The sequence below is a fragment of the Streptomyces sp. GQ60 genome (assembly GCF_059758875.1).
In genome coordinates this window covers 40,677-66,373 of record NZ_JCAXEG010000006.1, presented here as the reverse complement: position 1 = coordinate 66,373, position 25,697 = coordinate 40,677, and the positions used below count along the sequence as shown (strand labels likewise).

Below are 25,697 nucleotides of genomic sequence, written 5' to 3'. Positions count from 1 at the left end.
TGGAGGAATCCGGAAACGACTCTTGTGCGCCCCTGGGTGTTCACTTAACCTCACTGCAACATCGAAGCGCTTCGACTGCGCATCGCCTCGCAGTCGTTGGACGACCGCTTCAGTTCCGTCAGTTCCAGTCACGACACCGATCCCGACGGCCGACCGTCGGGTGTCCAGGTGCGCCATGAAGGGTTGACGCAATGACGCCGAATGCCGCCTCCTCCGGACCGAGCCGGAGAAGCTTCCTCGCCTCCACGGCGATCGCCACCGCAGCGGTGGCCGGGGGAATGCCGCTGCTCACCGCCTGCGGCGGTTCGGACAAGACGTCGCGAGCGGGCAACACAGCCGGCAAGGCCGCCGACCAGCTGATCCCGACGTACGTCGCCGGCACGCTCGCCCAGCCGGACCTTCCGTCGAAGAACGGTTCGGCAGCCGGCTACACGGCCAAGGTCGACCTCGCGTCCCTCGCCTCCTCGGTCCCGGACAAGCTCGGCACCGGCGCCTCCTTCAAGATCATGTCCCCGTTCTGGGGCACCCCGCCGAATCCCGACTGCGCCTACTACACGGGGCTCGACGCCGCCGCGGGCACCAAGGTCACCTGGCAGAACCAGGACGGCAACACCTACGGCGAGAAGCTCGGCGCCGTCCTCGCCTCCAGCTCGATGCCCGACATGGTGGTCGTGCCCGGTTGGGAGCTGGTCGGCAAGATCGCGAACGCGGTCACCGCGAAGTGCATGGACCTCGGACCTTATCTGGCGGGCGACAAGGTCAAGAAGTACCCGAACCTCGCCGCGATCCCCTCGGACTCCTGGCGCATGAGCATCTTCGGCGGTGCGCTGCGCGGCATCCCGATGCCCTCCGCCGCCGCGAGCGCCATCGTGCCCTACTACCGCAAGGACATCTTCGACGCGAAGGGCTACTCCGTACCCAAGTCGGCCGACGAGTTCCTCGGCTGGGCCAAGGACGCCACCAGCGCCAAGGCCAAGGTCTACGCCTGCGGTGACATGACCTGGGTCTCGGCGGGCATCTTCGGCGTCCGCCCCTCCGGGCCGCTCGGCTGGAACATCGGCGACGACGGCAAGCTGACCTACCGCATCGAGGATCCGGCGTACCTGGAAGCCCTGGAGTGGAGCCGCAAGCTCTTCGACGCCGGCGTCGTCCACCCCGACGACAAGGCGCGCTCCGGCGACGCGGGCCAGCGCTTCACCGCCGGACAGATCCTGGTCTTCAACGGCGACATGTCCGCCTGGTACGTCAGGGCCGCCGAACAGGCCCGGACCAACCCGGCGTTCCGGATCGAGGGCATGGACATATTCGGCGCCGACGGCGGCCGCCCCACGATGTACGCGTCCTCGCCCGCCACCATCTGGTCGATGATCCGCGAGGGCGCCTCGAAGGAGACCGTGGAAAACGCGCTGGCGGCCGCCAACTTCTCGGCCGCGCCCTACGGCACCAAGGAGCGGATGCTCGTCGACTACGGCGTCGAGGGCACCCACTACACGGTCAAGGACGGCGTGCCGGTCAAGAACGACCGGGGCAACTCCGAAGTGAACAACGCCTGGTCGATGCTGGCGGCCCCCGCTCCCTACTACGCCCACCCCGACCACCCCGACATCGCCCGCAAGCAGGTCGAGTGGCAGCAGCGGATGGGGGCCGGCCTGAAGAAGACGACCACGTACGGCATGAACATCGTCGAGCCGACGAACTACGCCAACCTCTCGAGCCAGTTCGGGCAGCTGGAGATCGACTACGTGCGCGGCAACAAGAAGCTGTCCGACGTGCAGGCCGCCATCTCCACCTGGCGCTCCTCCGGCGGCGACAAGCTGCGCGACTGGTACAAGGAGCTCATCGACAAGAACGGCAGCGGCAACTGATGTCCATCACGGCAGGGAGCCGGCCCGACAGGGCGCGTCCCGCCGCGTCCGCCGAGGAGCCGGCGCCCGCGGTCGCCGCCGCCCGGGCGAAGGTGCGGGCGAAGGCGAAGGCGCGGGCGCCGCGCGGGACGGGCGAGGCCGGCCGGGTTCCCTGGCGGATCCGGCTGCGCCGCGACCGGACGCTCATCCTGATGACCTTGCCCGTCATCGCCCTGCTCCTGCTCTTCAACTACGTCCCGCTGCTCGGCAACGTCGTAGCCTTCCAGGACTACGATCCGTACGTCTCCAGCAACGGCATCACGGCGATCTTCCACAGCCCCTGGGCCGGCGTGGAGCAGTTCGCCCGGATGGTCGACGACCCGCTGTTCTGGAGCGCCACGGAGAACACCCTCGTCCTGTTCGCCCTCCAACTCGTGCTCTTCTTCCCGATCCCCATCGCTCTGGCGCTGCTCATCAACAGCGTGGTCCGGCCCCGGGTGCGGGCCGTGGCGCAGGCGATCATGTACCTGCCGCACTTCTTCTCCTGGGTCCTCGTGGTCACCGTCTTCCAGCAGGTCTTCGGCGGCGCGGGCATCATCGCCCAGACCCTCCAGGACCACGGGTGGAGCGGCTTCGACCTGATGACCAACGCGGACCTGTTCAAGTACCTCGTCACCGCGCAGGCCGTATGGAAGGACGCCGGCTGGGGGATCATCGTCTTCCTCGCCGCGCTGGCCGCCGTCAGCACCGATCTGTACGAGGCGGCAGCCATGGACGGCGCGGGGCGCTGGCGGCGCATGTGGCACGTGACGCTGCCCGCCCTGCGCCCGGTGATCGCGCTGCTGCTGGTCCTGAGGGTGGGTGACGCGCTGAGCGTCGGATTCGAGCAGTTCCTGCTCCAGCGGGACGCGGTCGGACTCGGAGCCAGCGAGGTCCTCGACACCTACGTGTGGAACATGGGCATCCAGAACGGCGACTTCAGTTACGCGGCCGCCGTCGGCCTGGCCAAGGGCCTCATCGGCGTCTGTCTCGTCCTGGGCGCGAACAAGTTCGCCCACCTGCTGGGCGAGCAGGGGGTGTACAAGAAGTGAGCAGCCTCGATACCCAGCTCGTCCGCAGCCTCAAGGCTCCCGCCCGACCCGTGTGGGAGGAGCCGCCGAGCAAGGCGGGTCTCACCGTCAAGGGCGGGATCCTCCTGCTCGCCTGCCTGGCCGTGCTCGGTCCGCTGTGGATCGTGATCGTCACCAGCCTCTCTCCCAAACCCGTGATCGACCGGGTCGGCGGCCTCGTCGTCATCCCCCGGGGCATCACCTTCGTCAACTACACCGAACTGCTCAGCGGTGGCCAGGTAAGCCGGGCGATCGCCGTCTCGGTCGGCGTCACGCTCGTCGGCACGCTGTTCTCGATGGCGGTGTCGGTACTGGCGGCCTACGGCCTGTCGCGGCCCGGGAGTCTGGGCCACCGGTTCTTCCTGATGACCATCATGGCGACCATGTTCTTCGGGGCCGGACTCATTCCGACGTACCTTCTGGTGCAGTCGCTGGGCCTCACCGACACGTACCTCGCCCTGATCCTGCCGAGCGCGGTCAGTGTCTTCAACATCCTCGTCCTGCGGGCCTTCTTCATGGGGATCTCACCCGAACTCACCGAGTCGGCCCGCATCGACGGCGCCAGTGACCTGCGCATCCTGCTGTCCGTCATCATGCCGCTGTCACGCGCGGTGCTGGCGGTCATCTCGCTGTTCTACGCGGTCGGGTACTGGAGTGCCTGGTTCAACGCCTCCATCTACCTCACCGACCAGGAGATGATGCCGCTGCAGAAGGTGCTCATCCAGCTGGTCCAGAAGAACACCGAGGCGCCGACCGGCCTCCAGCAGGCGGTCCGCACCGGACAACTCTCCTCGCTGGGACTGCAGATGGCCGTCATGGTCCTCGCGCTGATCCCCGTCGCGGTGGCTTCCCCCTTCGTCCAGCGGCACTTCAAGAAGGGCATGCTCACCGGAGCCGTCAAGGGCTGAAGCCCTGTCGTCCCGCGCCGTCGATCCCGCTCGGCCTCCCCCCTTCGTCCAGACCGAGGTGTGTCATGAACACGTCTACACTCAGCCGGCTCTCCGCTCTCGCCGGTTCCGCTGCCGCCGCTGCTGCCGCCGCGGTCGTCTCCCTCCCGACGGTTGGGGAGCCGGTATGATGCCCGGTCTGGGTGACGTGACACGAGGCCGCCTGCTCTTCGGCGGCGACTACAACCCGGAGCAGTGGCCCGAGGAGACCTGGCACGAGGACGTCCGGCTGATGAAGGCGGCCGGGGTCAACTCGGTCACCCTCGGCGTCTTCTCCTGGTCGATGCTGGAACCGGAGCCCGGCGCCCGGGAGTTCGGCCGCCTCGACACGCTGATGGACCTGATGCACGAGAACGGCATCGGCGTCGTCCTCGCCACCCCGACCTCCTCGCCCCCGCCCTGGATGGGCCGCCTGCACCCGGACACCCTGCCCGTCACCGAGGACGGCCGCACCGAGTGGTGGGGCGGCCGCCAGCACTTCTCGCACTCCAGCGCCACCTACCGGCGCTACGCCGCCGCCATCACCGAGGACCTCGCCGTCCGCTACCGCGGCCATCCGGCCCTGACGATGTGGCACATCAACAACGAGTACTGCACCTTCGACTACGGCGACCAGGCCGCGGCCGCCTTCCGTCGCTGGCTGCGCGCGAAGTACGGCACTCTCGAAGCCCTCAACGAGGCCTGGGGCTCCGCCTTCTGGAGCCAGGGCTACGACACCTGGGACGGCATCCTGCCGCCCCGCCTGCCCCACTACATGCGCAACCCCACCCAGGTGCTGGACTTCCGGCGCTTCACCTCCGACGCGCTCCTGGAGTGCTACGCCGCCGAGCGCGACATCGTCCGCCGCCACACCCCGCACCTGCCGGTCACCAGCAACTTCATGCCGCTGTGGATCGGCCAGGACGCCTGGCGCTGGGCGGCGGAGGAGGACGTCGTCTCCGTAGACATCTACCCGGATCCGCGCGACCCGCTGGGCGCCCAGAGCGGCGCCCTCGTCCAGGACATGACCCGCTCCCAGGCACGCGGGCCCTGGATGCTCATGGAGCAGGCCGCCGGGCCCGTCAACTGGCGGGGCGTGAACCACCCCAAGCCGCGGGGCCTGAACCGGCTCTGGTCCCTGCAGGCCGTGGCCCGGGGCGCCGACGCCGTCTGCTACTTCCAGTGGCGCCAGTCCCGGCAGGGCGCGGAGAAGTTCCACTCCGGCATGGTCAGCCATGCCGGGGAGGAGGGCCGGACCTACCAGGAGGTCAAACAGATCGGCGCGGAGCTGGAGCGGATCGCCTCCGAGGTGACCGGCGGGAACAACACCGCGGACATCGCGGTCCTGCACGACTGGCACGCCTGGTGGGCCGGAGCCCAGGACGGCCGCCCGTCCCAGCGGGTGGAATACCCGGACGTCCTGCGCGCCTGGCACCGAGCCCTCTGGCAGGCGCACCTCACCACCGACTTCGCCCATCCCGAGCACGACCTGACACCGTACTCCGTGGTCGTCGTGCCGCAGCTGTACGCGCTCACGGACGCGGCCGTCGACAACCTCCTCGCCCACGTCCGGCGGGGCGGCACCCTCGTCTGCGGCTTCCAGACCGGCGTCGCCGACGAGGACGACCGGGTCCGCGCCGGCGGCATGGACGCCCGGCTGCGGGAGCTGTTCGGGATCCGCACCCTGCACGAGTGGTGGCCGCTGGACGCGGGGGAGACCGTCACCTGTGAGGGCTTCGGGGCGTCCCTGTGGTCCGAGGAGCTGGAGGGCGACGGCACCGCCGAGGTGACCGTGCCGTACAAGGGCGGTGAACTCGACGGGCTGCCGGCCGTCTTGCGCAAGGGCCGGGCCTGGTACGTCTCCACGCTCCCCGAGCCGGAGGCACTGCGCGACCTCCTGGCCCGGATCGCCGGCGGGGCGGGCGTCCGGCCGCTGCTCGACGGCCTTCCCGACCAGGTCGAGGCCGTCCGGCGGGGCGGGACGCTGTTCGTGCTCAACCACGGCATCGAGCCGGTGGACGTCGAGGTGCCCGGCACCCACCACGACCTCCTGACGGGGACGGACGTCACCGACCGGGTCACCCTCGGCCGCTACGGCGTGGCGGTGCTCCGGCCATGACCGCGGTCGACGGGCCCGTCCACGGCACGTGGGAGCCGCACCCGGCCACCCGCTGGGAGGACGGCTTCCTGAGCGGCAACGGCCATCACGGAGCCCTGGTGTTCGGTGATCCGAACGCGGAGCGGGTCGTCGTCACGCACCACACCCTGGTCCGGCCGAGCGGGGACGGCCCGCACCGGCGGCCGCCCCGGCTGGCCGCCGGACTCGCAGGGCTCCAGGACCTCCTCCTGGCCGGCGACCGCACCGCCGCGGAGGGTTTCACCGACGGGCGTCCACACCAGTGGGTGCAGCCCTTCCACCCGGCCTTCCAGGTCAGCCTGGTCCGGCCGGCCGCCGATGGCGGCTACGGGGGCGGCGGCTACGGGGACGGCGACGGAGGCGACGGTGGCTACGGGGGCGACTACCGCCGTGACGTCGACTTCACGACGGGTGTCGTACGGACGGCCGGCGCCGGCCGGACCAGCCGGGTCTTCGTCTCCCGCGCCGACGACGTGATCGTCCAGCACGTGACGGCGCCGCCCGGGGTCGCCCTCGACATCTCCCTTGACCACCGGCTCCCCGGAGCCCCCGCCGCGCTGGCCGTCGGCCACGGCGCCCTCGTCACCCCCGAGGGCGCCCTGCTGAACCTGCGCGCCCGCTACCCGGAGGACGACCGCGCCTTCACCGGAGTCACGCTCGCCGTGGTCACCGGTGCCAGTACGGTCCTCGCCGCGCCCCGGGTGCGCGTCGAGGGCGCCCCGTCCGTTCTGCTCCTCACGCGCGTCCGGCGGCACACCGGCGAACTCGACGTGACCGCGGAGGCCCGCGCCCTGCGCGACCTGCCCCTGGACTACGACGCCCTCCTCGACCGCCACGCCGCCCTCCACCGCTCCGCCTACGAACGCGTCGCCCTCGACCTCGCCGCCGATCCGGCCGAACGGGCCCTGCCGGGCTCGGAGCTGCTGAAGCGCCCGCGCGATCCCGCGCTGCTGGAGCGGCTGTTCGCGGCCGGCCGCTACCACCTGCTGTCCTCCAGCGGCCTCTTCCCGCCCCGCCTGACCGGCCTGTGGACCGGCGACTGGAACACGGCCTGGTCGGGGGCGTTCACCAACGACGCCAACCTCAACCTCCAGACCGCCTCCGCCGCGGCCGCGCATCTGCCCGAGGTCACCGAGGCCCACGCCGCCCTGATCCAACGCCATTTGCCCGACTGGCGCGACAACGCCCGCGCGGTCTTCGGCGCCCGGGGCGCCGTCGCCCCCGCCCACACCGACGGCGAGTCCGGCCACTCGTACCACTTCAGCCGCGAGTACCCGCTGCACCTGTGGACCGCGGGCGCCGACTGGCTGCTGGGCCCCCTCGTCGACCACGACGAGACCCACGGCGTCCGCGACCCGCGCACCGCCGCCGCGCTGGCCGAAGTCGCGTTGTTCTACGAGGACTTCCTCAGCCGAACCGACGAGGACGGCCGACTCGTCGTCGTCCCCTCCTACTCACCCGAGAACCGCCCCGCGGACGCGAGCTGGGTGACGGTCAACTCCGCCATGGACCTCTCGGCGGCCCGGCACGCCCTGCGCACCGCGGCCGACTACCACCCGGACACCCCGGACGCCGACCGCTGGCTCGCCCTCGCCGACCGGCTCCCGCCGCACCGGATCAACGAGGACGGGGCGTTGGCCGAGTGGGCCTGGCCGGATCTGGCGGACTCCTACGACCACCGTCACCTCAGCCACCTCTACGGAGTCTGGCCGCTCCAGGAGATCACCCCGTACGACACCCCCCGCCTGGCGGCCGCCGCCCACCGCGCCCTCGAACTGCGCGGCGCCGAGAACGACTCCGCGCACGGCCATCTCCACCACGCGCTCATCGCGGCACGGCTCCGGGACGGCGGACGCCTCGCCCACGCCCTCGGCCAGGTCCTGGCCGGCGACTTCTTCCACGCCTCCCTGATGAGCGCGCACTACCCGAACCGCGACGTCTACAACGCCGACGCCGCGCACACCCTGCCCGCCGTGCTCATCGAGGCGCTCGTCCAGTCGACACCCCGCCGACTGGTCCTCCTGCCCGCGCTGCCGGCCTCCCTCCCGGCGGGCCGGCTCACGGGCGTGCGCACGCGGTTCGGCGCCGAGGTCGATCTGACCTGGGCGCCCGGCCGGGCGAGGGCGGTTCTGAAGCCGGCCCGCACGGTCCGTATCGACGTCAGAACTTCTTCCGGCGACGCGGAGGCGATCGATCTCGCCGCCGGAGAGGACCACGTCCTCAGTATCGGGACGTGGTAGTACCCACCCCCACATTTCCCCCCACCCGTGGAAGGGACACCATGGTGAACCGCACGATAGGCAAGATCACGATGGCGGCGTTGGCGCCGGCGCTGGCGCTCGGCGCCACCATCGGCCTGGCCGCCGCACCCGCTTCGGCAGCAGTCTGGAACTCCTGCGACCAATGGGGCAACACGAGCCTGAACGGCTACAAGCTCTACAACAACATCTGGGGATCCGGTGCGGGCGGCCAGTGCTTCTGGGCCAACTCCGGTACCAGCTGGGGCGTCTGGGCCAACCACCCCAACACGGGCGGCATCAAGTCCTACCCCAACGCGACGAAGACGATCAACAAGACGATCGACTCCCTCGGCCGGCTCACCAGCAGCTACAACGTCAGCGTCCCGTCGTCCGGCGCGTACAACACGTCGTACGACATCTGGGACACCGACCACCAGTACGAGATCATGCTCTGGGTCAACCACAACGGAGCCGTCGGCCCCATCGGAACCTGGCAGGCGAACGTCGCACTCGGCGGCCACACCTGGAACGTCTACAAGGGCACCAACGGCTCGAACCAGGTGTTCTCGTTCCTGCGGGCGTCCGACTCCAACTCCGGCACCGTGGACGTCAAGCCGATCCTCAACTGGATCGCGTACACCAAGGGCTGGATGCCCGGCAACGAGACCATCGGCGACGTTCAGTTCGGCTATGAGATCACCTCCTCGTCCGGAGGCCTCAACTTCACCACCAACAACCTGACCATCAGCGGAGGCTGACCGGCACAGCAGGGGCCGGGGCCGGTCCGCGTCCCCTTCCCGGGAGCGCGGCCCGGCCCCGGCCCGCGGTGCGCTGCGGGAGCCGGCCATCCTCGCGCGAAGCCGTCGGGGTCAGGAGGCGGCGGTGGGCGCCGGCCCCGTACTCTCCCGCACGGTCAACTCCGGTGCGATCAGGATGACGTCATCAGTGCCGCGGCCGTCGAGCTTGGCGACCAGACGCTCCACCGCGTGCCGGCCCATCTCCTGGGCGGGGATGGAGACCGACGTGAGCCGCACCGAGGCCTGTACGGCCACCTGGTCCGGGCAGACCGCCACCACCGACACGTCCTCGGGCACGGCGCGGCCCTGGCGGCGCAGCAGGGCGAGCAGCGGCTCGACCGCCTGCTCGTTCTGCACGACGAAGCCGGAGGTGCCCGGGCGCTCGTCCAGGATGCGGGCGAGGGTGACGGCCATCGCGTCGTAGCCGCCTCCGCACGGTCGGTGCAGCATCCCGATGCCCAAGTCCCGTGCCCGCGACCGGAGTCCCTCGAGAGTGCGCTCGGCGAAGCCGGTGTGCCGTTCGTAGACCGCCGGGGCCTCGCCGATGACGGCGATGTCGCGGTGGCCGAGCATCGCCAGGTGCTCGACGCACAACGCGCCGGTGGCCTTGAAGTCGAGGTCGACGCAGGTCAGCCCCGAGGTGTCGGCGGGCAGGCCGATCAGCACGGACGGCAGGTCGGTGCCGCGCAGCAGCGGCAGACGCTCGTCGTCGAGTTCGACGTCCATCAGGATCATCGCGTCGGCGAGCCCACTGCCGGTGACGCGGCGGACGGCGTCGGGGCCCTCCTCACCGGTCAGCAGCAGCACGTCGTACCCGTGCGTCCGGGCCGTCGTGGCGACCGCGATGGCGATCTCCATCATCACCGGCACGTACATGTCGGTGCGCAGCGGAACCATCAGCGCGATGATGTTCGACCTGCTGCTGGCCAGGGCCCGCGCGCCGGCGTTCGGGTGGTACCCCAGCTCGTGGATGCTCTCCTCGACCCGGAGCCGCGTGGTCGTGGAGATGGACCGCTTGCCGCTGAGGACATAGCTCACCGTGCTCGCCGATACTCCGGCGTGCCGGGCGACCTCGGCGAGGGTTACCATCCAGCTCTCCCAGCTTTGTGAAACGCTTCGACAGAGCGCGCGGCTCGTGCGCGCACCGAAATGTACGCTGACCATATCGTCGGCCCTGCGCGCGTGTCCATCTCTATGTCGAAGCGCTTCGACACGCCGCTTCGACACGCCTTCGACATGCCGCTTCGACGCGTCCGCGAGACGCCCCGGCCGCCCGGGGGAGCGGGCGGCCGGGGCGGGGGTGCGGCAGGTCAGGAGACCGTGCCGGTGACCGTCGTTCCGGACTTGGTGACGTGGTAGGTGACGGTGGCGCCGCTGTAGAAGTGGAAGACCAGCGTCGCCGGTTCCCCGTCGCGGAGCGCGTTGAGGAACTCGGGGGTCAGGATGATCGTGCCGTTCGGGTAGTCGGGCGAGAACGCCTTGTTGAACTCCTGGTACGGGGTCCAGCCGGTCTGGCCGGCGTTGGTGCCGTCGGCGTACGTGGCGTGCATGGTCGCCAGGTCGTTGCCCCGGTACTGGGTGGGGACGGTGAACGAGCCGGTGGTGCCGGTGGCGCCCGACAGCACCGGAACGTCGTGGGTGACGATGTCGACGTTCCAGGGCAGGCCACTGCTGAACCGGGCCTGAAGCGTCGAGTTGACGCCGTAGGCGCGGTTGCCGACCAGGCGGGTCAGCGCCTTGGCGGTGAAGGTCAGCCGGTCCCCGGAGACGGTGTAGTCCCGTCCCGCGAGCAGCCTGGTGCCGCCCTGCCACACCCCGCGGAAGGAGGTGCCGTTGAGGTTCAGGGTCAGCGACTTGGCGGTGACCGGGCCGGACTTGGGCACGAAGACCTTGTCGAACGAGGCCGTGCCCGAGCGGGTGGTCCAGCTCGACTTGATCGCGGCGAACAGGGCCGGGTCGCGCCACTGCAGGGTCTCGCGGTTCAGGTAGGCGAACGGGTCCCACAGCGCGGTGGTGATGCCGTACGTGCGCGCCCCGTAGCCCGCGTGCTCGTAGTACTTCAGCGCCTCGCCCCGCTCGACGCGGGAGGGGTGGAAGTGGTTCGGGTAGTCGAGCAGACCGTACTCGCCGAGATAGACCGGGATGCCCTTGGCGACGAAGGTGTTGTGGATGTTGGCGAAGGTGTCGTCCAGGTGCTTCTGCGCGACGGCGTCGTACAGGGTGCCGCCCGCGACGTTCACGCTGAAGGGGTACCAACTGTAGAAGTGAACCTGCGCGATGAGCTGACGGTCGTTCAGCGCGGTGACCGTGGTGTAAAGGTCGTCCATGAAAGCCTGGTCGGGGCTGCCGGCCGGCGTGGTCAGCGACAGCATGCGGCTCGCGTTCGCGCCGCCCGAGGCGCGGACCACGGAGTGGAACGAGGTCTGCAGCTCCCTCAGGTACTGGAACTTCTGCGCGGTCGTGGCGCCGGCGAAGCTCGGCTCGTTGATGCCCTCGAAGATCAGCGTGCGCGGCGCGTCACGGAAGGTCGTGGCGATCTGGGACCAGGTGGAGTTGAACCGGGCCATCACGTCGTCGTGGTCGCTCGTGATCTTCTCGACCCACATCCACGAGTCGTGGTGCACGTTGAGCACCACGTAGAGGCCGTCGGCCAGGGCCCAGTCGACGAGCTGCTTGACCCGGGCCATGTAGGCGGCGTCGACGGTGTACGGCGCGGTGGCGGACTGGTGGTCGGTCCAGGTCACCGGGATGCGGACGCTGCGGAACCCCTGCGCCGCGATGGTGTCGAACGTCGCCTTGGTGGTCTGCCCGTTGCCCCAGGACCCCTCGTCCGGGATGGCGTCCAGGGTGTTGCCCAGGTTCCAGCTGGGCTGCATCCGCGCGACCGCGTCCATCGGGTCGTCCGGAACCCAGACCGCCGCCGGCGCAGGCTTCCGGTGGCCGTCGGGCGCGGCCAGCGCCGTGCCGCCGGCCAGCCCCAGCGTGACGACGAGCGCCAGCAGCAGGGCGGCCAGCCTGCCCGGGCCCCGGCTGCGGTGCTGCGCGGGGTGTCGTATGTCCTTCATGTGGCATGCCCTTCGGTCGGTGTACGGGCGGGGGGCTCGGTTCAGGCGTCGACGGGCTCGTATGCGAACCAGTCGAAGTGGACGGCGCCTGCCGCGGCGTACATGCCGATGACGCGTCCGGTGAAACCACCGGCGACCTCGGTCGACAGGTAGCGGCCGTCGAGGGCCGCGAGCTCGGTGAACGAGCCGTCGGGCAGCTCGACGCCGAGGGAGACGACGTCGGGTCCGGTGCACGGTCCGTGCGGCGGCGGCTCGGTGATCGTGACGGCGAGCACCACCGGCCCGGCGGGCACGGACCGAGCGGCCACGACCGTGCGCAGGGGGCCGACGCGCGCGATGACCCGTACCTCCGTACCGGACGCCTCGATCGCGTAGTGGTGCTGCTCGTCGAGCCGGACGGCAAGGCCGCCGCGCCCTGCCGACGGGTCGGTCAGGGTCCGCGCCCGGCACGCGAGGTGCTGCTGGCGGCGTCCGGTGAACACCACGTCCGGTTCGTCCAGCGAGCCGCCCCGCGCGCGCAGAGTCAGCCAGCCGGGACGCTCCTTCGTGGTGCAGTGCTCGGCGGGCCGGTCGCGCAGGGAGATCCAGGACGGCCGCAGCTCGGCGAGGTCGAAGTCGTCCCGCCGCTCCTCGACCGGGCCGGGGGAGAGCGGCCACGGGAGCTCGGGCAGGTCCAGGGCGACCTCGCCGACGACCGGCCAGTCGTCCACCCAGGTCACCGGGGTCAGGAAGGTCTCCCGGCCGAGCACGTGCCAGCCCGGCGTGCCGCCGCCCGGCCGGACTCCGAGCAACACCGTCCACCAGGAGCCGTCGGGCCCTTGGACCAGGTCGGCGTGCCCGGTGTTCTGGACGGGGTGGTCGGTGCCGCGGTGGGTGAGGACCGGGTTGGCCGGGCACGGCTCGAACGGGCCGGCAGGCGTACGGCCCCGGGCGATCGACACGGCGTGACCGCGTTCGGTGCCGCCCTCCGCGATGAGCAGGTACCAGTAGTCGCCGATCCGGTACAGGTGCGGCGCCTCCGGGGCCTTGGCGCCTGGCCCGCCGGACCAGACAGTGTGCGGTGTTCCGTACGTCTGCCCGGTGGACGGGTCGATACGGACCTGCGAGCCCCCGGCGACCGTGCACCAGCAGGTGCCGTCCTCGTCCCAGGCCAGGTCGGGATCGATGCCGAGGACGTCCGGCGCCCAGATGGGGTCCGACCACGGGCCGGCGGGGTCGGTGGCCGTGACGAGCAGGTTGCCGCCGCCCTCGCCGCAATGGGTGACGATCAACCAGAAGCGGCCGTCGTGGTGGCGCAGGGTGGGGGCGTAGATCCCGCCGGAGGACGCCATGGAGGCGGGCATCCGCAGTTGCTCCGGACGGTCCAGGGCGTTGCCGATCTGGGTCCAGTGCACCAGGTCACGGCTGTGGAAGAGCGGTACCCCGGGGAAGTACTCGAAGCTGGAGCAAGCCAGGTAGTAGTCGTCGCCGACGCGGCAGACGCTGGGGTCGGGGTGGAAGCCGGGGATCACGGGGTTGGTGCGGCGGTGGTCCGGCTGGCGCGGAGCGGGCACCCGAGGGGTCCTCTCGTCGATGCGTGATGCGGGCGTGGGCGGATCGCGTGGGGTGGATCAGAACCCGGGAGCGGGTCCGTGGGGGTGATGCGGAGCAGTACGGCGGACGGCGCGGCGGGCAGGGCCAGCCTCAGCTCGGCCGTGCCGGGCATCCACTCGGAAACGGCCCGGCTCGCTGAGGGGTAGAGCACATCGACGCGGGCGGAGGTGCCCCGGAGCCACGGCAGGTGAAGCGTCGCCGTGGCGTCGGTTCCGGGGCGGCGCCAGGCGGTGAGGTACGTGAGGGCGGGCGTGTGCAGCGCCAGGGCGACCCAGGGGTCGTCCCAGGCGGGCAGGCCCAGTGGCCAGGACGGCACGGCTCGCGGCAGGTCGGCGCGGATGGCCTTGTAGACCGCCACTGCCTCGTGGACCAGGGCCCGGGCCTCCGTTGCGAGTTCGGGAATGCGGCCGGAGAGATGGATCCGGCCCAGGAGCGCGTTGGTCATGGTGAAGGCGACCTCGTCGAGGGAGTCCTCCGGCTGGGGGTACGCCCAGACGGCACCCTGTTCGGGGGTGACCGCGGTGGGCGCGGAGGCCGCGATGGCCGCGTAGAGGTGGAGGTTCTGCTGGTCGCTCGTCGACTGCAACTGCATCCGGGAGAGCAGGGCGTCGTCCCAGCGCATGCCGCCGGAGGCGCAGTTCTCCACCATCAGGTGCGGATGCCGGTCGAGGACGCCGTCGAGCCAGTCGAGGTGCGCCCGGTTGTGGCCGAGCAGGCCGGCGCCCGGGGTCTCGCCGGGGTGGGCGCTGGTGCCGGAGCCGGGATCGATGTTGTGGTCGAGTTTGAGGTAGCCGACGCCCCACTCGCCGACCAGGCGGTCCACGACCCGGTCCAGGTGGACACGGGCGGCGGGGTGGCGCAGGTCCAGATGGTGCCGGCCGGCCTCCGTGACGCGGGCGCCGTCGCGGCGGAAGAACGCCCCGTCGGGCAGGGACTCGGCCATGGGGCTGCGTACGCCGATCACCTCCGGCTCCAACCACAGGCCGGGAACCATGCCGCGCTCCCGGATGCGGTCCAGCACCTCGTGGATTCCGCCCTTCCCGGGGAACCGGGAGGCGGCGGGTTCCCAGGCGCCGACGGTGGTCCACCAGCCCCCGTCGTCGTTGTCGTACCAGCCGGCGTCGATCACGAAGTACTCGGCGCCCGCGTCGGCCGCCGCGTCGATGTGCGGCAGCAGCTTCTCGGTCGTGGGGTCGCCCATCAGGCAGTTCATATAGTCGTTGAAGACGACGGGCAGGCGCAGGTGGTCGGCGTGCGGGCGGCGCCGGGCGCGGCGGTAGCGGGTCAGCGCGGCGAACGCGGCGTCGGGGCCGCCGTCGGCGCTGAAGGACAGGGCGGCCGGCACGGTGCGGAAGACGGCGCCGGGCTGCAGGGAGTGCCGCCAGCCGTGGTGGGTGTCGGTCGGCCCGAACAGCGCCGCGTAGGCCGCCTTGTCCCGCTCCTGGCATTCCCAGCGCCAGCCCCCGCCGTTGTGCTCGATCTGCCACACCCAGGTGCGGCCGGTACGCCGGTCCGTCAGGCCGCCCATGGGCAGACGTCCGCAACTGGACCAGGTGCCCCGTCCGTTGAGGGCGAGGCCGGCTCTGCCGTGCCCGTTGCTCACCCGTCCGCCGTGGGCCGGTGTGGTCACGCGCATCGGCTGGCGCCGCCAGCGGCATTCGGCGAGCCAGTCGTTCTCCGCCCACAGCAGGTCCGCGGCATCGACGGCTGCCGGATCCTGGGGGGTGAGGCAGCCCACCGCGAGCGAGCTGACCGACTCCAGGTGCAACGTGGCCTGCCCTTCGTTGCGCAGGACCACCTCGCCGCGCAGCACGGGGATGCCGTTCGGTGATCGGTACGTCACCTCCGCGACGAGCCCGGTTTCCGGATCGTGGAGGTGCACGGTCAGTGTGTGCCAGTCGGCGTCGAGGGTCGCGCGGTGGCTCCGGTGGCGCATGCGCCCGCCGATGTCGGTTCCGATCAGGCGGTCGCCCGACCAGCCACGGCCGTGACCCGCGGCCGTCACCTCCACCAGGGGCAGCGACGCACCGGGAATGCTCCCTGCCCTGCCGGGCACCCCGAGGTGCGTGAGGCGCGGCCTGCCGTCGTCATCGAGGACGATCTGCAGCTGAAGGGCGCCGTGCCCCCAGTGGAAGGTCCCTTGTTCCTTGTTCGTGGCGGACACGGCGGACTTGGCGGACACTGCGGTCATGGCGGCCCTTTCGAGGTCAGTGCACGCGCAGAACAGCGCAGCCGCCGGGCGGCAGTTCGTGCGCGAGGGCATCGGTGAGCAGGTCGTGGGCGGGTACCGGCAGGGGCAGCGCCTCGGCGTCGTGGTTGAGCAGGATCTGCCAGCGGCGGCCGTCGGGTGCGTGCCGGGTGACGGCTTCGACACCGGCCGGAAGGCCCGGCACGTCCGGCCCGACACCGGCCTCCTTCAACAGGCGGCCGACCAGGGCGGCGTAGTCGGCGTCGTCCAGGAGGGTGGAGAGGTACCAGCCCTGTCCGGTGCCGTAGCGGTGCCGGGTCAGGGCGGGGCAGCCCGCGAGCATGCCGTGGGTGTAGGTGGCGAGCGTCCGCGCGCCCTCGGTGCGCAGGGATTCGCTCCAGACCGTGCCGTGCGACCCGTCCGACAGGGTGATGCGCTCCTGCGTCCGCAGCGGCCGGTGCTCCTCGACGCGGATGCCCAGCGCCTCGCGCAGCGGGCCCGCCGGATAGCCGCCCAGCCGGGCGTGCACGCGGTCGTCGACGTATCCGCTCGCGTGCTGGACGAGGAGCGTGCCGCCGCCCTCGACGTAACGGCGCAGGTTCTCGGCGCCCTTGTCGGACAGCAGGAACAAGGACGGGGCGATGACCAGCCGGTAGCTCCTCAACTCGTGTTCCGGGTGCGCGAAGTCGGCGGTGACGCCGGCGTCCCACAGCGCCCGGTGCGCCCCGGCGAGCGGCGCGTGGTAATCCAGCCGGGCGGAGGGCAGGCCGTCCGCCTCCAGCGCCCACATGGCGTCCGGGTCGTCGAGTACGGCGACCCGCGCGGTGACCGTGGACCCTGCCAGCTCGCCGAGCCGGGCGACCGCCTCGCCCGTCCGGGTGACCTCGCGGAAGATGCGGCTGTCGGGACCCGCGTGCGGCAGCATCGCCGAGTGCCAGGCCTCGGCACCGGCCCGGGACTGGCGCCACTGGAAGAAGAGTGCGCCCTCCGAACCGCGTGCGATGTGGCCGAGGCTGTGGCGCAGGATCTCGCCGGGCTCCTTGCCGAGCACCTGGTCGCCGTCGTAGACGGTGCTGGTGCCCTGTTCCATCAGGAGCCACGGGCGGCCGCCGGCCAGGGAGCGGGAGCGGTCGGCGTAGAAGGCCACGTGGGCTGCGGAGTCCGTGCCCGTCCCGGACGGGTACTGGTCGGAGCTGACGACGTCGAGTTCGCGCGCGAAGGCCCACAGGTTGAGCCTCAGGTAGTAGGGCAGCATCAGGTTCGTCGTCACCGGGCGGTCGCTGTGCGCGCGGATCGCGTCGCGCTGTTCGCGGTACGCGGCGATGATCTCGTCGCCCCAGAAGCGGTGGAAGTCCACCGTCTGGCCGGGATTCTTGTGGTACTGCGTCGCGCGCGGCGGAAGCACCTGCTCCCAGGAGGTGTAGCGCTGGCTCCAGAAGGCCGTCCCCCAGGCCTCGTTGAGGGCGTCCAACGAGCCGTGGCGGGCACGCAGCCACACCCGGAACGCGGCGGCCGCGTGGTCGCACCAGCAGAGCGTGCCGTACTCGTTGTGCACGTGCCACAGCGCGAGGGCGGGGTGGCCGCCGAACCGCTCGGCGAGCGCGGAGGCGATCCGGCGGGCCGCGCGGCGGTAGGAGGGGGAGGCGAGGCAGTAGGCGTCGCGGCTGCCGTGGACGAGGCGGGTGCCGTCGGCCCGGACCGGCAGCGCATCGGGGTGGGCCAGGGTGAACCAGGGCGGCGGGGAAGCGGTCGGGGTGGCGAGGTCGACGGCCACGCCGTTCGCGTGCAGGCGATCGATGTGGGCATCGAGCCAGGTGAACTCGTAGCGCCCTTCCTCCGGTTCGAGCAGGGCCCACGAAAAGACGCCCACCGTGGCCAGGTTGACCTTGGCCCGGCTCATGAGCTCGTCGTCCTCCTTCCAGACCGGCTCGTCCCACTGCTCGGGGTTGTAGTCCCCGCCGAAGGCCAGGCCGCCCAGGCGGTCGGTGATGCTGCGCGTCGTCATGGCGGTCCCTCGGGTACGAGAGTCGAGTCGAGTCGAGTGGAGTCGTGCTCTGACGAAGGCCAGAGCCGGTGGAAGCAACACGAGACGACGGGCCTTCTTACGGCGATCGTCGAAGCGCTTCACTTGAGGCGACAAAAAGTAACGGACAAGTTTCGTGGGAAACAAGGCCCTCTACCCGGAGATTGACGTCTGCCGGACCGCCAGCGCCCGTTTGTGCTGGTGATGGCGTCGAAGCGCTTCGATTCGAGGGATTCAGATCCGGCTACAACCTCGGCTTGCGAGGTGCGCGACGTGAACCCGGCGTTGGACATGCCGGACGGCGCGAGGTCCGTCGTACGACCACGCGCCGATTCGGCGTTGTCCCGGGACCCGAGCCCGGACAACGGGCTCAGGTCCCGGGAGCGGGGGTCATCCGGCCGTCAGGGCGGTCCACTTCTGGTTGGAGCCGCCGTGGCAGTCCCACAGGTGGAGCTGCGTGCCGTCGGTCGTGGAGAAGCCCGGGACGTCGAGGCAGCGGCCGGAGGCGGGGTTGCGGTAACCGCCGTTGTAGGGCTGCCAGATCTGGTTGGAGCCGCCGTGGCAGGCCCAGATCTGCACCTTGGTGCCGTTGGCGGTGCCCCCGCCGGCGGCGTCGAGGCAGGCGCCCATGGAGCGCAGGGTGCCGCCGGTGTAGGCGGACCAGAGCTGGTTGGCGCCGCCGCCGCAGCCCCAGATCTGGACGGCGGTCCCGTTGGCCCGGTTGGCGCCGCCGACATCCAGGCACTTGCCGGTGGTGCCGGACTCCACGCGTGCGGCGGCGGGGGCCGGATTCCGCAGCCACCCGGCGCTGTCCGCGGCCTGGACGCCCCGGTGGAAGGCGCTTGCCATCTTCTGGTAGCCCGCGTCGTTGGGATGCAGGGCGTCGGCCAGGTCCGCGGTGGTCAGGCTGCTCATGTCCACGTACGCGACGCGCTTGCCCGCTGCCTGTGCCTCGCTCACGATCTGAGGGATTGCCTGGTTGTACGCGGCCCTGTACTGCTCCTCCGAGCCGCTGGTGGACACCACCAGGGAGGCCACGAGGACGGTCGCGTCGGGGGCGGCGGCGGTGATCTGGTTGACCAGCGCCTTCAGCCGCGCGGCGGCGGTGGTGGGCTGGTAGCTCCCGTTGAGGTCGTTGGTGCCGATCTCCAGCGTCACGACGTTGGGCCGGTACCGCGTCAGGGAGGCGTCGGCGAGTGCCGCGATCTGGTCGATGCGGTATCCGGAGTGGCCTTCGTTGTCGGCGTCGGACATCGAACCGCCCCGCAACGTGCCGACGAAGTCCAGTGGATGGCCGTCTCCGGCCAGCTTGTCCCACAACGGTCCCCGGTAGCCGTTGCCCGTACTGCTCCCCACACCCCAGGTGATCGAGTCGCCCAACGCCATGACCCGCAGCGGCGTGGTCGAGGCGGCGGAGGCAGGGGGCACACCCAGGGCTGCCACCCCGAGCGTGGCGGCGACCAGAGCGATGAGGGGAAGAAACCAAGGCCTTCTCATGCGGGCGTCCTCTTCTGTGTGTGATTGCTCCATCGGCGGGCCCTCTTTCCCGCGTGCGGCTGTCCGTCCGCGGGGGTGTGCCGGGAGCAGGGTCGGCCGAGGTGAAGGTCGATGCCGTGCGGACCTCGAACGTCCGCCGGGCAGGCCCGTGTCACAGGAGCCGTCGCTCCTGAACCGTTCCTTGAACCGCGCCGTGTCCCGGGACGCGGCGCCGCACGGCGGCCGCAAGCCGCTCCGTCGGGAGGCGCCGCCTAGTAGTGCGCCCGACGGCATGAACGTCCGCCTGAGGACGGTCACTTGGAGTGCCGAGGATTCCTGATCCGTGGAATCCGGTCGGTTCCGTCGCAGGACAGTAGGCATGCTGAGTGCCCCCGTCAATAGGTGACCCAAGATAGGCGCCTCTCAACAGGCGGGCGGGGGTGCTCGCCGTCGTGACCGGCCTGATCGCGGGGCTTTTAACCGGCCTAGGGGAGGGGCTGCGCGCACCAGATCGTCTTGCCGCGGGCGGTCTGTCGGGTGCCCCAGCCTTGGGTGAGCTGGGCGACGAGCAAGAGGCCGCGGCCGCCCTCGTCGAAGGTGCGGGCCCGGCGCAGGTGCGGAGCGGTGTTGCTGGCGTCGGAGACCTCGCAGATCAGCGAAGCATCGCGAATCAGTCGCAGCCTGATCGGTGGCTCGCCGTATCTGATGGCGTTGGTGACCAGTTCGCTGACGACCAGTTCGGTGACGAACGACGTCTCCTCCAAACCCCAGGCGTCCACCTGGTTGACGGCCAGCTTCCTGGCACGCGGCACCTGCGCGGGGTCGGGCTCGATTTCCCAGGTGGCGACATGGTGCGGGTCCAGAGCGTGCGTGCGAGCGAGCAGCAAGGCGGCGTCGTCGGTAAGGCGTTCGGGGAGCATGGTGTCCATCACCGAGTCGCACAGGGCCTCCAGCGAGGGAGCCCCGTGGTGGAGGACCCGCTGCAGTTCGATGATCCCCCGGTCGACGTCCCGCTCGTGGCTTCCCACCAGCCCGTCGGTATAGAGGGCGACCAGACTGCCCTCGGCCAGCTCGATTTCGGTGGCCTCGAAAGGCAGCCCACCGATTCCGAGCGGCGGTCCAGGTCGTGCGCGTACCGAGGTCCTGGCGCCGTCCGGAGCGATGATCAGCGGCGGCGGATGGCCGGCGCTCGCCAGCGTGAAGCGGCGGGAGACCGGGTCGTAGACCGCGTACAGACACGTTGCCCCGAACTCGCCGGTCGCCTCGAAGTGGTCGGCCGGCCGAAGGTCGCTGGACAGGTGGAGGACCAAGTCGTCAAGGTGGGTGAGTAGCTCGTCCGGCGGGAGGTCGACGTCGGCGAGGGTGCGGACCGCCGTACGCAGCCTGCCCATGCTCGCCGAGGCGTGCAGGCCGTGGCCGACGACATCGCCGACGACCAGGGCGACCCGGGCGCTTGACAGCGGAATGACGTCGAACCAGTCACCGCCCACCTCCGCGCCGGTTCCGGCGGGCAGGTAGCGGGATGCCACGTCGACCGCCCCTTGGTTCGGCAGCACCTGCGGCAGCAGGCTGCGTTGCAGGGTTAGCGCGGTCGTGCGCTCGCGCGAGTACCGGCGGGCGTTGTCGATGGCGACGGCTGCCTTGGCGGTCAGCTCTTCGGCGAGGATCAGGTCGTCGGCGGTGAAGGCCTCGGGCCGGGCGCTGCGGGAGAAGGTGACGACGCCGAGCAGCGCGCCGCGCGCCCGGAGAGGCACGGTGATCCGGCCGGTCAGCCCGTCCGCGGCGATGGACCCGTCGATCACCGGGTTGCCCGGTGGCCAGTGGGCCGGGTCGGCGGCGAGCCCGGGCCCGAAGGCCCATTCGCCGCCCTGGCCCGGCTCGGCGGCGAGCTCGACCGTGGACGTGCCGGTGGCCATGCAGCGCGCGGCGACGGAACCGGGGGCGTGGCCGACCTGGGTGGTGGGCCCGGGCGCCAGGTCGGTGTCCTCCTTCGCGCTGTGCCGGGCGGCACGGCTGAGTGCGATGGTCTCGTCGGGGACGAAGGCTGACCCGGAGGGCGGTTCCTCGCCGCGCAGCACCTCGTCGAAGAGATCCACGCTGACGAGGTCGGCAAATCCCGGCACCGGGGCCCGGGCCAGTTCCTGGGCGGTGCCGATCACATCGAGTGTCCGGCCGATGCCGCCGCCGGCCCGGTTGAGGATGAGCAGGCGTTGCCGAGCCCAGTACTCGGCGCTCATGTCGAATCCCCAGTTGGCGACGGCGCCGATCCTGCCCTCGGCATCCCGGACGGGCCACATGCTGGTGGCCCAGGCATTGGCGTAGTTGCTGCCGAGCGGGCGGAAGACGGTGATGAGACGTGCCGGCTCGCCCGTCCTCGCCACCTCGGAGAGCCGGCCGGTGTAGGCCATGTCGTCCAGTTCGGGGAACAGCTCGCGGTACTTCTCACCGAGCACCTGCTCCTCGGAGTGCGCCATCACCCGGCAGGCGGCGGCGTTGACCCACAAGAAGCGCAGCTCAGGGTCGTAGACGCCCAGGGCGAAGGGGCACTGCTCGAAGGCCCGGTCCGCGATCACCGGACGGCCACCCCAGGGCTGGGCTGTCACCACGTGGCCCAGCGGACGGCCGCCGGCGCCGCACAGCGCATGGGACGTCAGTACGGCGTCCACCGTGGAACCGTCCCGGTGGCGCAGCGGGACGATGCCCGTGAGGCCGGAGCCGACGCCGCGGTGGCCGGGGAGGCCGGGTGGCCGCTCGGCCAGCAGGCCGGCCACGGGCCGCCCCACGGTCTCTTCCGCCGTCCAACCCAGGAGCAGTCGCCCACCCTCGCTCCAGCCGCTGACCGTACCGTCCGCGTCGACCACGAGGGAGGCGGTCGGGGCATCCTGCCTGGCAGCCATCTCCACGCGCCACGCCTCCGTCCGGACAGCGGTGCTCGCCGGGACCGGTGTCCAACGGCTGCTTCCAGCCTAGGTCCGCGGGGACTAGCGTGCCCCTTCGGTCGCTTTCCGTACCGGATGAAGGGCAAGGAGTAGTCGAAGCCAGCCGTTAGCGCTCCTGGGCGGGCAGGGGGAATGTGCCCCGATGGGCCGCGCCGGTGGTCATGGCGCCGACGCGGTGTACAGGGAGCACGGCGCGGAGGGACGGCCCGGCGGCTGTCGGCGAGAGTCGCCGAAAGCATTGACACGCCAATTGTGAGCGTTAACACTCATGCAGCGGGTGGGCGCCGCACCTCTCAGGACGGCGACGCATACCCGCGCAAAGGGCTCCACCATCAGCATCTCCTTCGACGGCATCCGGCGCCGGCACCCGGATGTCCATCGGTCATGTCGACCGCCCCTTGGTTCGGCAGCACCTGCGGCATCCGGTTGAAGCCCAACAAACTTTGCCCGCCGCTTCCTTGGCTGCCGCAACCCCCGACGCTGGCCCCGTTCCCCAGCAGTACATGGACGCAGCGAACGCGACGCGACCGCTCGCCGGCGGCCCGCACCGCCTCCTGCGCTGCCCACCCGATCCCGTGCCCGCCTCCTTCGCTTACGGACCAGGGAGTTCTCCTTGCCGACTCACCCCTTCAGCCGCCGTTCGTTGATCAAGGCGGCCGGTGTCGTGGCCGCCGGCCCCGTCCTCACCCCCGTCCTCGGCTTCGCCTCCGCCGCGGCGGCCGCGCCACCGGTCAGGTCCGACGTCGGAGTGTGGACGTTCCCGTTCGACCTCGGTCAGGTCCGGCTCTCCAGCAGTCGATGGCTCGACAATCAGAACCGCACGCTGGCCTATCTCCGTTTCGTCGACGTCGACCGCCTGCTGTACAACTTCCGTGCCAACCACCGGCTCTCCACCAACGCCGCTGCCCCGACCGGCGGCTGGGACGACCCGGCGTTCCCCTTCCGCACCCACGTGCAGGGCCACTTCCTCACGGCGTGGGCCCAGGCGTACGCCGCCGTCGGGGACACCGCCTGCCGCGACAAGGCCGACCGCATGGTGGCCGAACTCGCCAAATGCCAGGCCAACAACCCCACCGCGGGCTTCTCGGCCGGCTACCTCTCGGGTTTCCCCGAGAACGACTTCACCAGCCTCGAATCAGGGACGCTGAACAACGGCAACGTCCCGTACTACTGCATCCACAAGACCATGGCCGGTCTGCTCGACGTGTGGCGCCTCATGGGCAGCACACAGGCCCGCGACGTGCTCCTCGCGCTCGCCGGCTGGGTCGACCGCCGCACCGCCGCACTCAGCCGCAGCACGATGCAGGCGTCGCTGGGCGTCGAGTTCGGCGGCATGAACGAGGTGCTGACCGACCTCTACCAACAGACCGGCGACGCACGCTGGCTGAGCGCCGCCCAGCGGTTCGACCACGCCGCGGTCTTCGACCCCCTCGCCGCGAACCTGGACCGACTGGACGGCCTGCACGCCAACACGCAGGTACCCAAGTGGATCGGAGCCGTGCGCGAGTACAAGGCCACGGGGACGACCCGCTACCGCGACATCGCCGCCAACGCATGGACGATCTCCACCACCTCGCACACCTACGCCATCGGCGGCAACAGCCAGGCGGAACACTTCCGTGCCCCGAACGCCATCTCCGCCTTCCTCGTCCGCGACACCTGCGAACTCTGCAACTCCTACAACATGCTCAAGCTGACCCGAGAGCTCTGGCAGCTGGACCCCGACCGGGCGTCGTACTTCGACTTCTACGAGAAGGCGCTGCTCAACCACGTCATCGGCGCCCAGAACCCCGCCGACCCACACGGACACGTCACCTACTTCACCCCCCTCAACCCGGGTGGCCGGCGCGGGGTCGGCCCGGCCTGGGGCGGCGGCACCTGGAGCACCGACTACGGCACGTTCTGGTGCTGCCAGGGAACGGGCGTCGAGTCCAACACCAAGCTGATGGACTCCATCTACTTCCACGACGGCACCACCCTCACGGTGAACCTGTTCCTCCCCTCCGTCCTGAACTGGACCCAGCGAGGCATCACGGTCACCCAGACCACCTCCTACCCGGCCTCCGACACCACGACGCTCAAGATCACCGGCAGCGTCGGCGGGACCTGGTCGATGCGCGTCCGCATCCCCGGATGGACCTCGGGCGCCACCGTCAGCGTCAACGGCGTCGCGCAGACCATCACGGCCAACCCGGGCACCTACGCCACCCTCACCCGGTCATGGGCCTCCGGCGACACCGTCACCGTCAAGCTCCCCATGCGCGTGGCCCTCCAGGCCGCCAACGACAACCCCGCTGTCGCGGCGATCACCTACGGCCCCGCCGTCCTCGCCGGCGACTACGGCAGCACCGCACTGTCCGCCCTCCCGGCCCTGGACCCCTCCTCGATCACCCGCACCAGCAGCACCGCCCTCGCCTTCACCGCCACCGCCAACGGCACGAAGGTCGGCCTCGGCCCGTTCCACGACGCCCAGGGCTTCAACTACACCGTCTACTGGCGGACGGGCAGCTCCGGCTTCCGTCTCGTCAACGCGGCCAGCGGACTCGTCCTCGGCATTCGGGACATGTCCACCGCCGACGGGGGCCTCGCCCTGCAGTGGACCGACTCCGGCACCCCCGACCACGACTGGCTCCTCATCGTCGACGGCGCCGCACTGCGGCTGCGCAACCTCAACAGCGGCAAGGTCCTCGGCGTGAAGGACATGTCCACCGCCGACAACGCCCCGATCCTCCAGTGGGCCGACACCGGAACAGCCGACCACCGCTGGACCGTCGTCGACGCCGGCAACGGCCACCACGAGTTCCGCAACGTCCACACCGGCAAGCTGCTCGGCATCGCGGGCGGCTCAACCGCCAACGGCGCCGCAGCCGTACAGGTACCCGACACCGGCGCCCTCTCCGGGCAGTGGGCTTTCGTCCCGAACGGTGCCAAGCGCGTCCAGAACGTCAACAGCGGACTCGTCCTCGGCATCCGGGACATGTCCACCGCCGACGGCGGCGCCGCCGTCCAGTGGGACGACAACGGCACCGCCGACCACCTCTGGACGGCCGTCGTCGACACCGGCGGCTACCTGCGCCTGCGCAACTCCCACAGCGGCAAGGTCCTCGCCGTGGCGAACGGAGGCACCGCCAACGGCGCCCGGATCGTCCAGTGGACGGACAACGGCGCCACCGACCACCGATGGCGCCTGCGCCACGGCGGCGGTGACACCTTCAAGATCCAGTGCGCCGGCAGCGGCCGCGTCCTCGGCGTCTCGGGCGCCTCCACCGCCCGGGGAGCCCAGACCGTCCTATGGGACGACAACGGCACCACCGACCACCTGTGGCGCTTCATCTGACCCGGAGTCCTGCTTCGGTTCCG

Annotated in this window: 14 protein-coding genes; 7 read left to right on the top strand and 7 right to left on the bottom strand. The window is 70.9% G+C overall.

Annotated features, from left to right (window positions below; translation table 11 throughout):
- Positions 1–191 precede the first annotated feature (191 nt).
- The 6 genes from AC6CKD_RS16775 to AC6CKD_RS16750 all read left to right on the top strand — a co-directional run bounded on the left by AC6CKD_RS16775 (position 192) and on the right by AC6CKD_RS16750 (position 9,014).
- Positions 192–1,865, top strand: coding sequence for an extracellular solute-binding protein (locus AC6CKD_RS16775; RefSeq protein ID WP_498328203.1), 1,674 nt, complete (start codon positions 192–194; stop codon positions 1,863–1,865).
- Positions 1,865–2,935, top strand: coding sequence for an ABC transporter permease (locus tag AC6CKD_RS16770; RefSeq protein WP_498328202.1), 1,071 nt, complete (start codon positions 1,865–1,867; stop codon positions 2,933–2,935). The genes AC6CKD_RS16775 and AC6CKD_RS16770 overlap by 1 nt, the downstream gene beginning before the upstream one ends.
- Positions 2,932–3,861 (top strand): carbohydrate ABC transporter permease, encoded by a 930-nt coding sequence (locus AC6CKD_RS16765; RefSeq protein ID WP_498328200.1) that lies wholly within the window; start codon positions 2,932–2,934, stop codon positions 3,859–3,861. Before AC6CKD_RS16770 ends, AC6CKD_RS16765 begins: the two co-directional genes overlap by 4 nt.
- 169 nt (positions 3,862–4,030) lie before the next feature.
- Complete coding sequence (locus tag AC6CKD_RS16760) at positions 4,031–5,998, top strand: beta-galactosidase (RefSeq protein ID WP_498328598.1); 1,968 nt, start codon at positions 4,031–4,033, stop codon at positions 5,996–5,998.
- Positions 5,995–8,256, top strand: a complete 2,262-nt coding sequence (locus AC6CKD_RS16755) for a glycosyl hydrolase family 95 catalytic domain-containing protein (RefSeq protein WP_498328199.1) — start codon at positions 5,995–5,997, stop codon at positions 8,254–8,256. The genes AC6CKD_RS16760 and AC6CKD_RS16755 overlap by 4 nt, the downstream gene beginning before the upstream one ends.
- A gap of 41 nt (positions 8,257–8,297) precedes the next feature.
- Positions 8,298–9,014: a GH12 family glycosyl hydrolase domain-containing protein gene (locus tag AC6CKD_RS16750; protein WP_498328197.1), complete on the top strand. Its 717-nt coding sequence runs from the start codon at positions 8,298–8,300 to the stop codon at positions 9,012–9,014.
- A gap of 111 nt (positions 9,015–9,125) precedes the next feature.
- Here AC6CKD_RS16750 and AC6CKD_RS16745 read toward each other — a convergent pair whose 3' ends face one another.
- The 7 genes from AC6CKD_RS16745 to AC6CKD_RS16715 all read right to left on the bottom strand — a co-directional run bounded on the left by AC6CKD_RS16745 (position 9,126) and on the right by AC6CKD_RS16715 (position 22,295).
- Positions 9,126–10,142, bottom strand: coding sequence for a LacI family DNA-binding transcriptional regulator (locus AC6CKD_RS16745; protein WP_498328196.1), 1,017 nt, complete (start codon positions 10,140–10,142; stop codon positions 9,126–9,128).
- A 221-nt stretch (positions 10,143–10,363) separates the two neighbouring features.
- Positions 10,364–12,118, bottom strand: coding sequence for a cellulase family glycosylhydrolase (locus tag AC6CKD_RS16740; RefSeq protein WP_498328195.1), 1,755 nt, complete (start codon positions 12,116–12,118; stop codon positions 10,364–10,366).
- Between the two features lie 41 nt (positions 12,119–12,159).
- Positions 12,160–13,671 (bottom strand): glycoside hydrolase family 43 protein, encoded by a 1,512-nt coding sequence (locus AC6CKD_RS16735; RefSeq protein ID WP_498328194.1) that lies wholly within the window; start codon positions 13,669–13,671, stop codon positions 12,160–12,162.
- Entirely contained in the window at positions 13,626–15,902 is a 2,277-nt protein-coding gene (locus AC6CKD_RS16730) for an alpha-galactosidase (protein ID WP_498328193.1), read from the bottom strand. Before AC6CKD_RS16730 ends, AC6CKD_RS16735 begins: the two co-directional genes overlap by 46 nt.
- Positions 15,903–15,918: 16 nt before the next feature.
- Positions 15,919–17,904, bottom strand: a complete 1,986-nt coding sequence (locus AC6CKD_RS16725; protein ID WP_498328192.1) for a beta-galactosidase — start codon at positions 17,902–17,904, stop codon at positions 15,919–15,921.
- A gap of 408 nt (positions 17,905–18,312) precedes the next feature.
- The gene (locus tag AC6CKD_RS16720) at positions 18,313–19,419 is read right to left on the bottom strand and encodes a ricin-type beta-trefoil lectin domain protein (protein ID WP_498328191.1); all 1,107 of its coding nucleotides are present in this window, start codon (positions 19,417–19,419) and stop codon (positions 18,313–18,315) included.
- A 464-nt stretch (positions 19,420–19,883) separates the two neighbouring features.
- Complete coding sequence (locus AC6CKD_RS16715) at positions 19,884–22,295, bottom strand: SpoIIE family protein phosphatase (protein WP_498328190.1); 2,412 nt, start codon at positions 22,293–22,295, stop codon at positions 19,884–19,886.
- Between the two features lie 655 nt (positions 22,296–22,950).
- Here AC6CKD_RS16715 and AC6CKD_RS16710 point away from each other — a divergent pair.
- Positions 22,951–25,674 carry a beta-L-arabinofuranosidase domain-containing protein gene (locus AC6CKD_RS16710; protein WP_498328189.1) on the top strand — a complete coding sequence of 908 codons (2,724 nt, stop codon included), beginning with the start codon at positions 22,951–22,953 and terminating at the stop codon, positions 25,672–25,674.
- The last annotated feature ends 23 nt before the right edge of the window (positions 25,675–25,697 follow it).

Excerpts from the sequence above, each read along its gene's own strand:
- AC6CKD_RS16730 (WP_498328193.1), bottom strand. The coding sequence starts at position 15,902 with ATGACCGCAGTGTCCGCCAAGTCCGCCGTGTCCGCCACGAACAAGGAA.
- AC6CKD_RS16775 (WP_498328203.1), top strand. The coding sequence starts at position 192 with ATGACGCCGAATGCCGCCTCCTCCGGACCGAGCCGGAGAAGCTTCCTC.
- AC6CKD_RS16750 (WP_498328197.1), top strand. The coding sequence starts at position 8,298 with ATGGTGAACCGCACGATAGGCAAGATCACGATGGCGGCGTTGGCGCCG.
- AC6CKD_RS16745 (WP_498328196.1), bottom strand. The coding sequence starts at position 10,142 with ATGGTAACCCTCGCCGAGGTCGCCCGGCACGCCGGAGTATCGGCGAGC.
- AC6CKD_RS16770 (WP_498328202.1), top strand. The coding sequence starts at position 1,865 with ATGTCCATCACGGCAGGGAGCCGGCCCGACAGGGCGCGTCCCGCCGCG.
- AC6CKD_RS16760 (WP_498328598.1), top strand. The coding sequence starts at position 4,031 with ATGCCCGGTCTGGGTGACGTGACACGAGGCCGCCTGCTCTTCGGCGGC.
- AC6CKD_RS16755 (WP_498328199.1), top strand. The coding sequence starts at position 5,995 with ATGACCGCGGTCGACGGGCCCGTCCACGGCACGTGGGAGCCGCACCCG.
- AC6CKD_RS16715 (WP_498328190.1), bottom strand. The coding sequence starts at position 22,295 with ATGGCTGCCAGGCAGGATGCCCCGACCGCCTCCCTCGTGGTCGACGCG.
- AC6CKD_RS16725 (WP_498328192.1), bottom strand. The coding sequence starts at position 17,904 with ATGACGACGCGCAGCATCACCGACCGCCTGGGCGGCCTGGCCTTCGGC.
- AC6CKD_RS16740 (WP_498328195.1), bottom strand. The coding sequence starts at position 12,118 with ATGAAGGACATACGACACCCCGCGCAGCACCGCAGCCGGGGCCCGGGC.
- AC6CKD_RS16720 (WP_498328191.1), bottom strand. The coding sequence starts at position 19,419 with ATGAGAAGGCCTTGGTTTCTTCCCCTCATCGCTCTGGTCGCCGCCACG.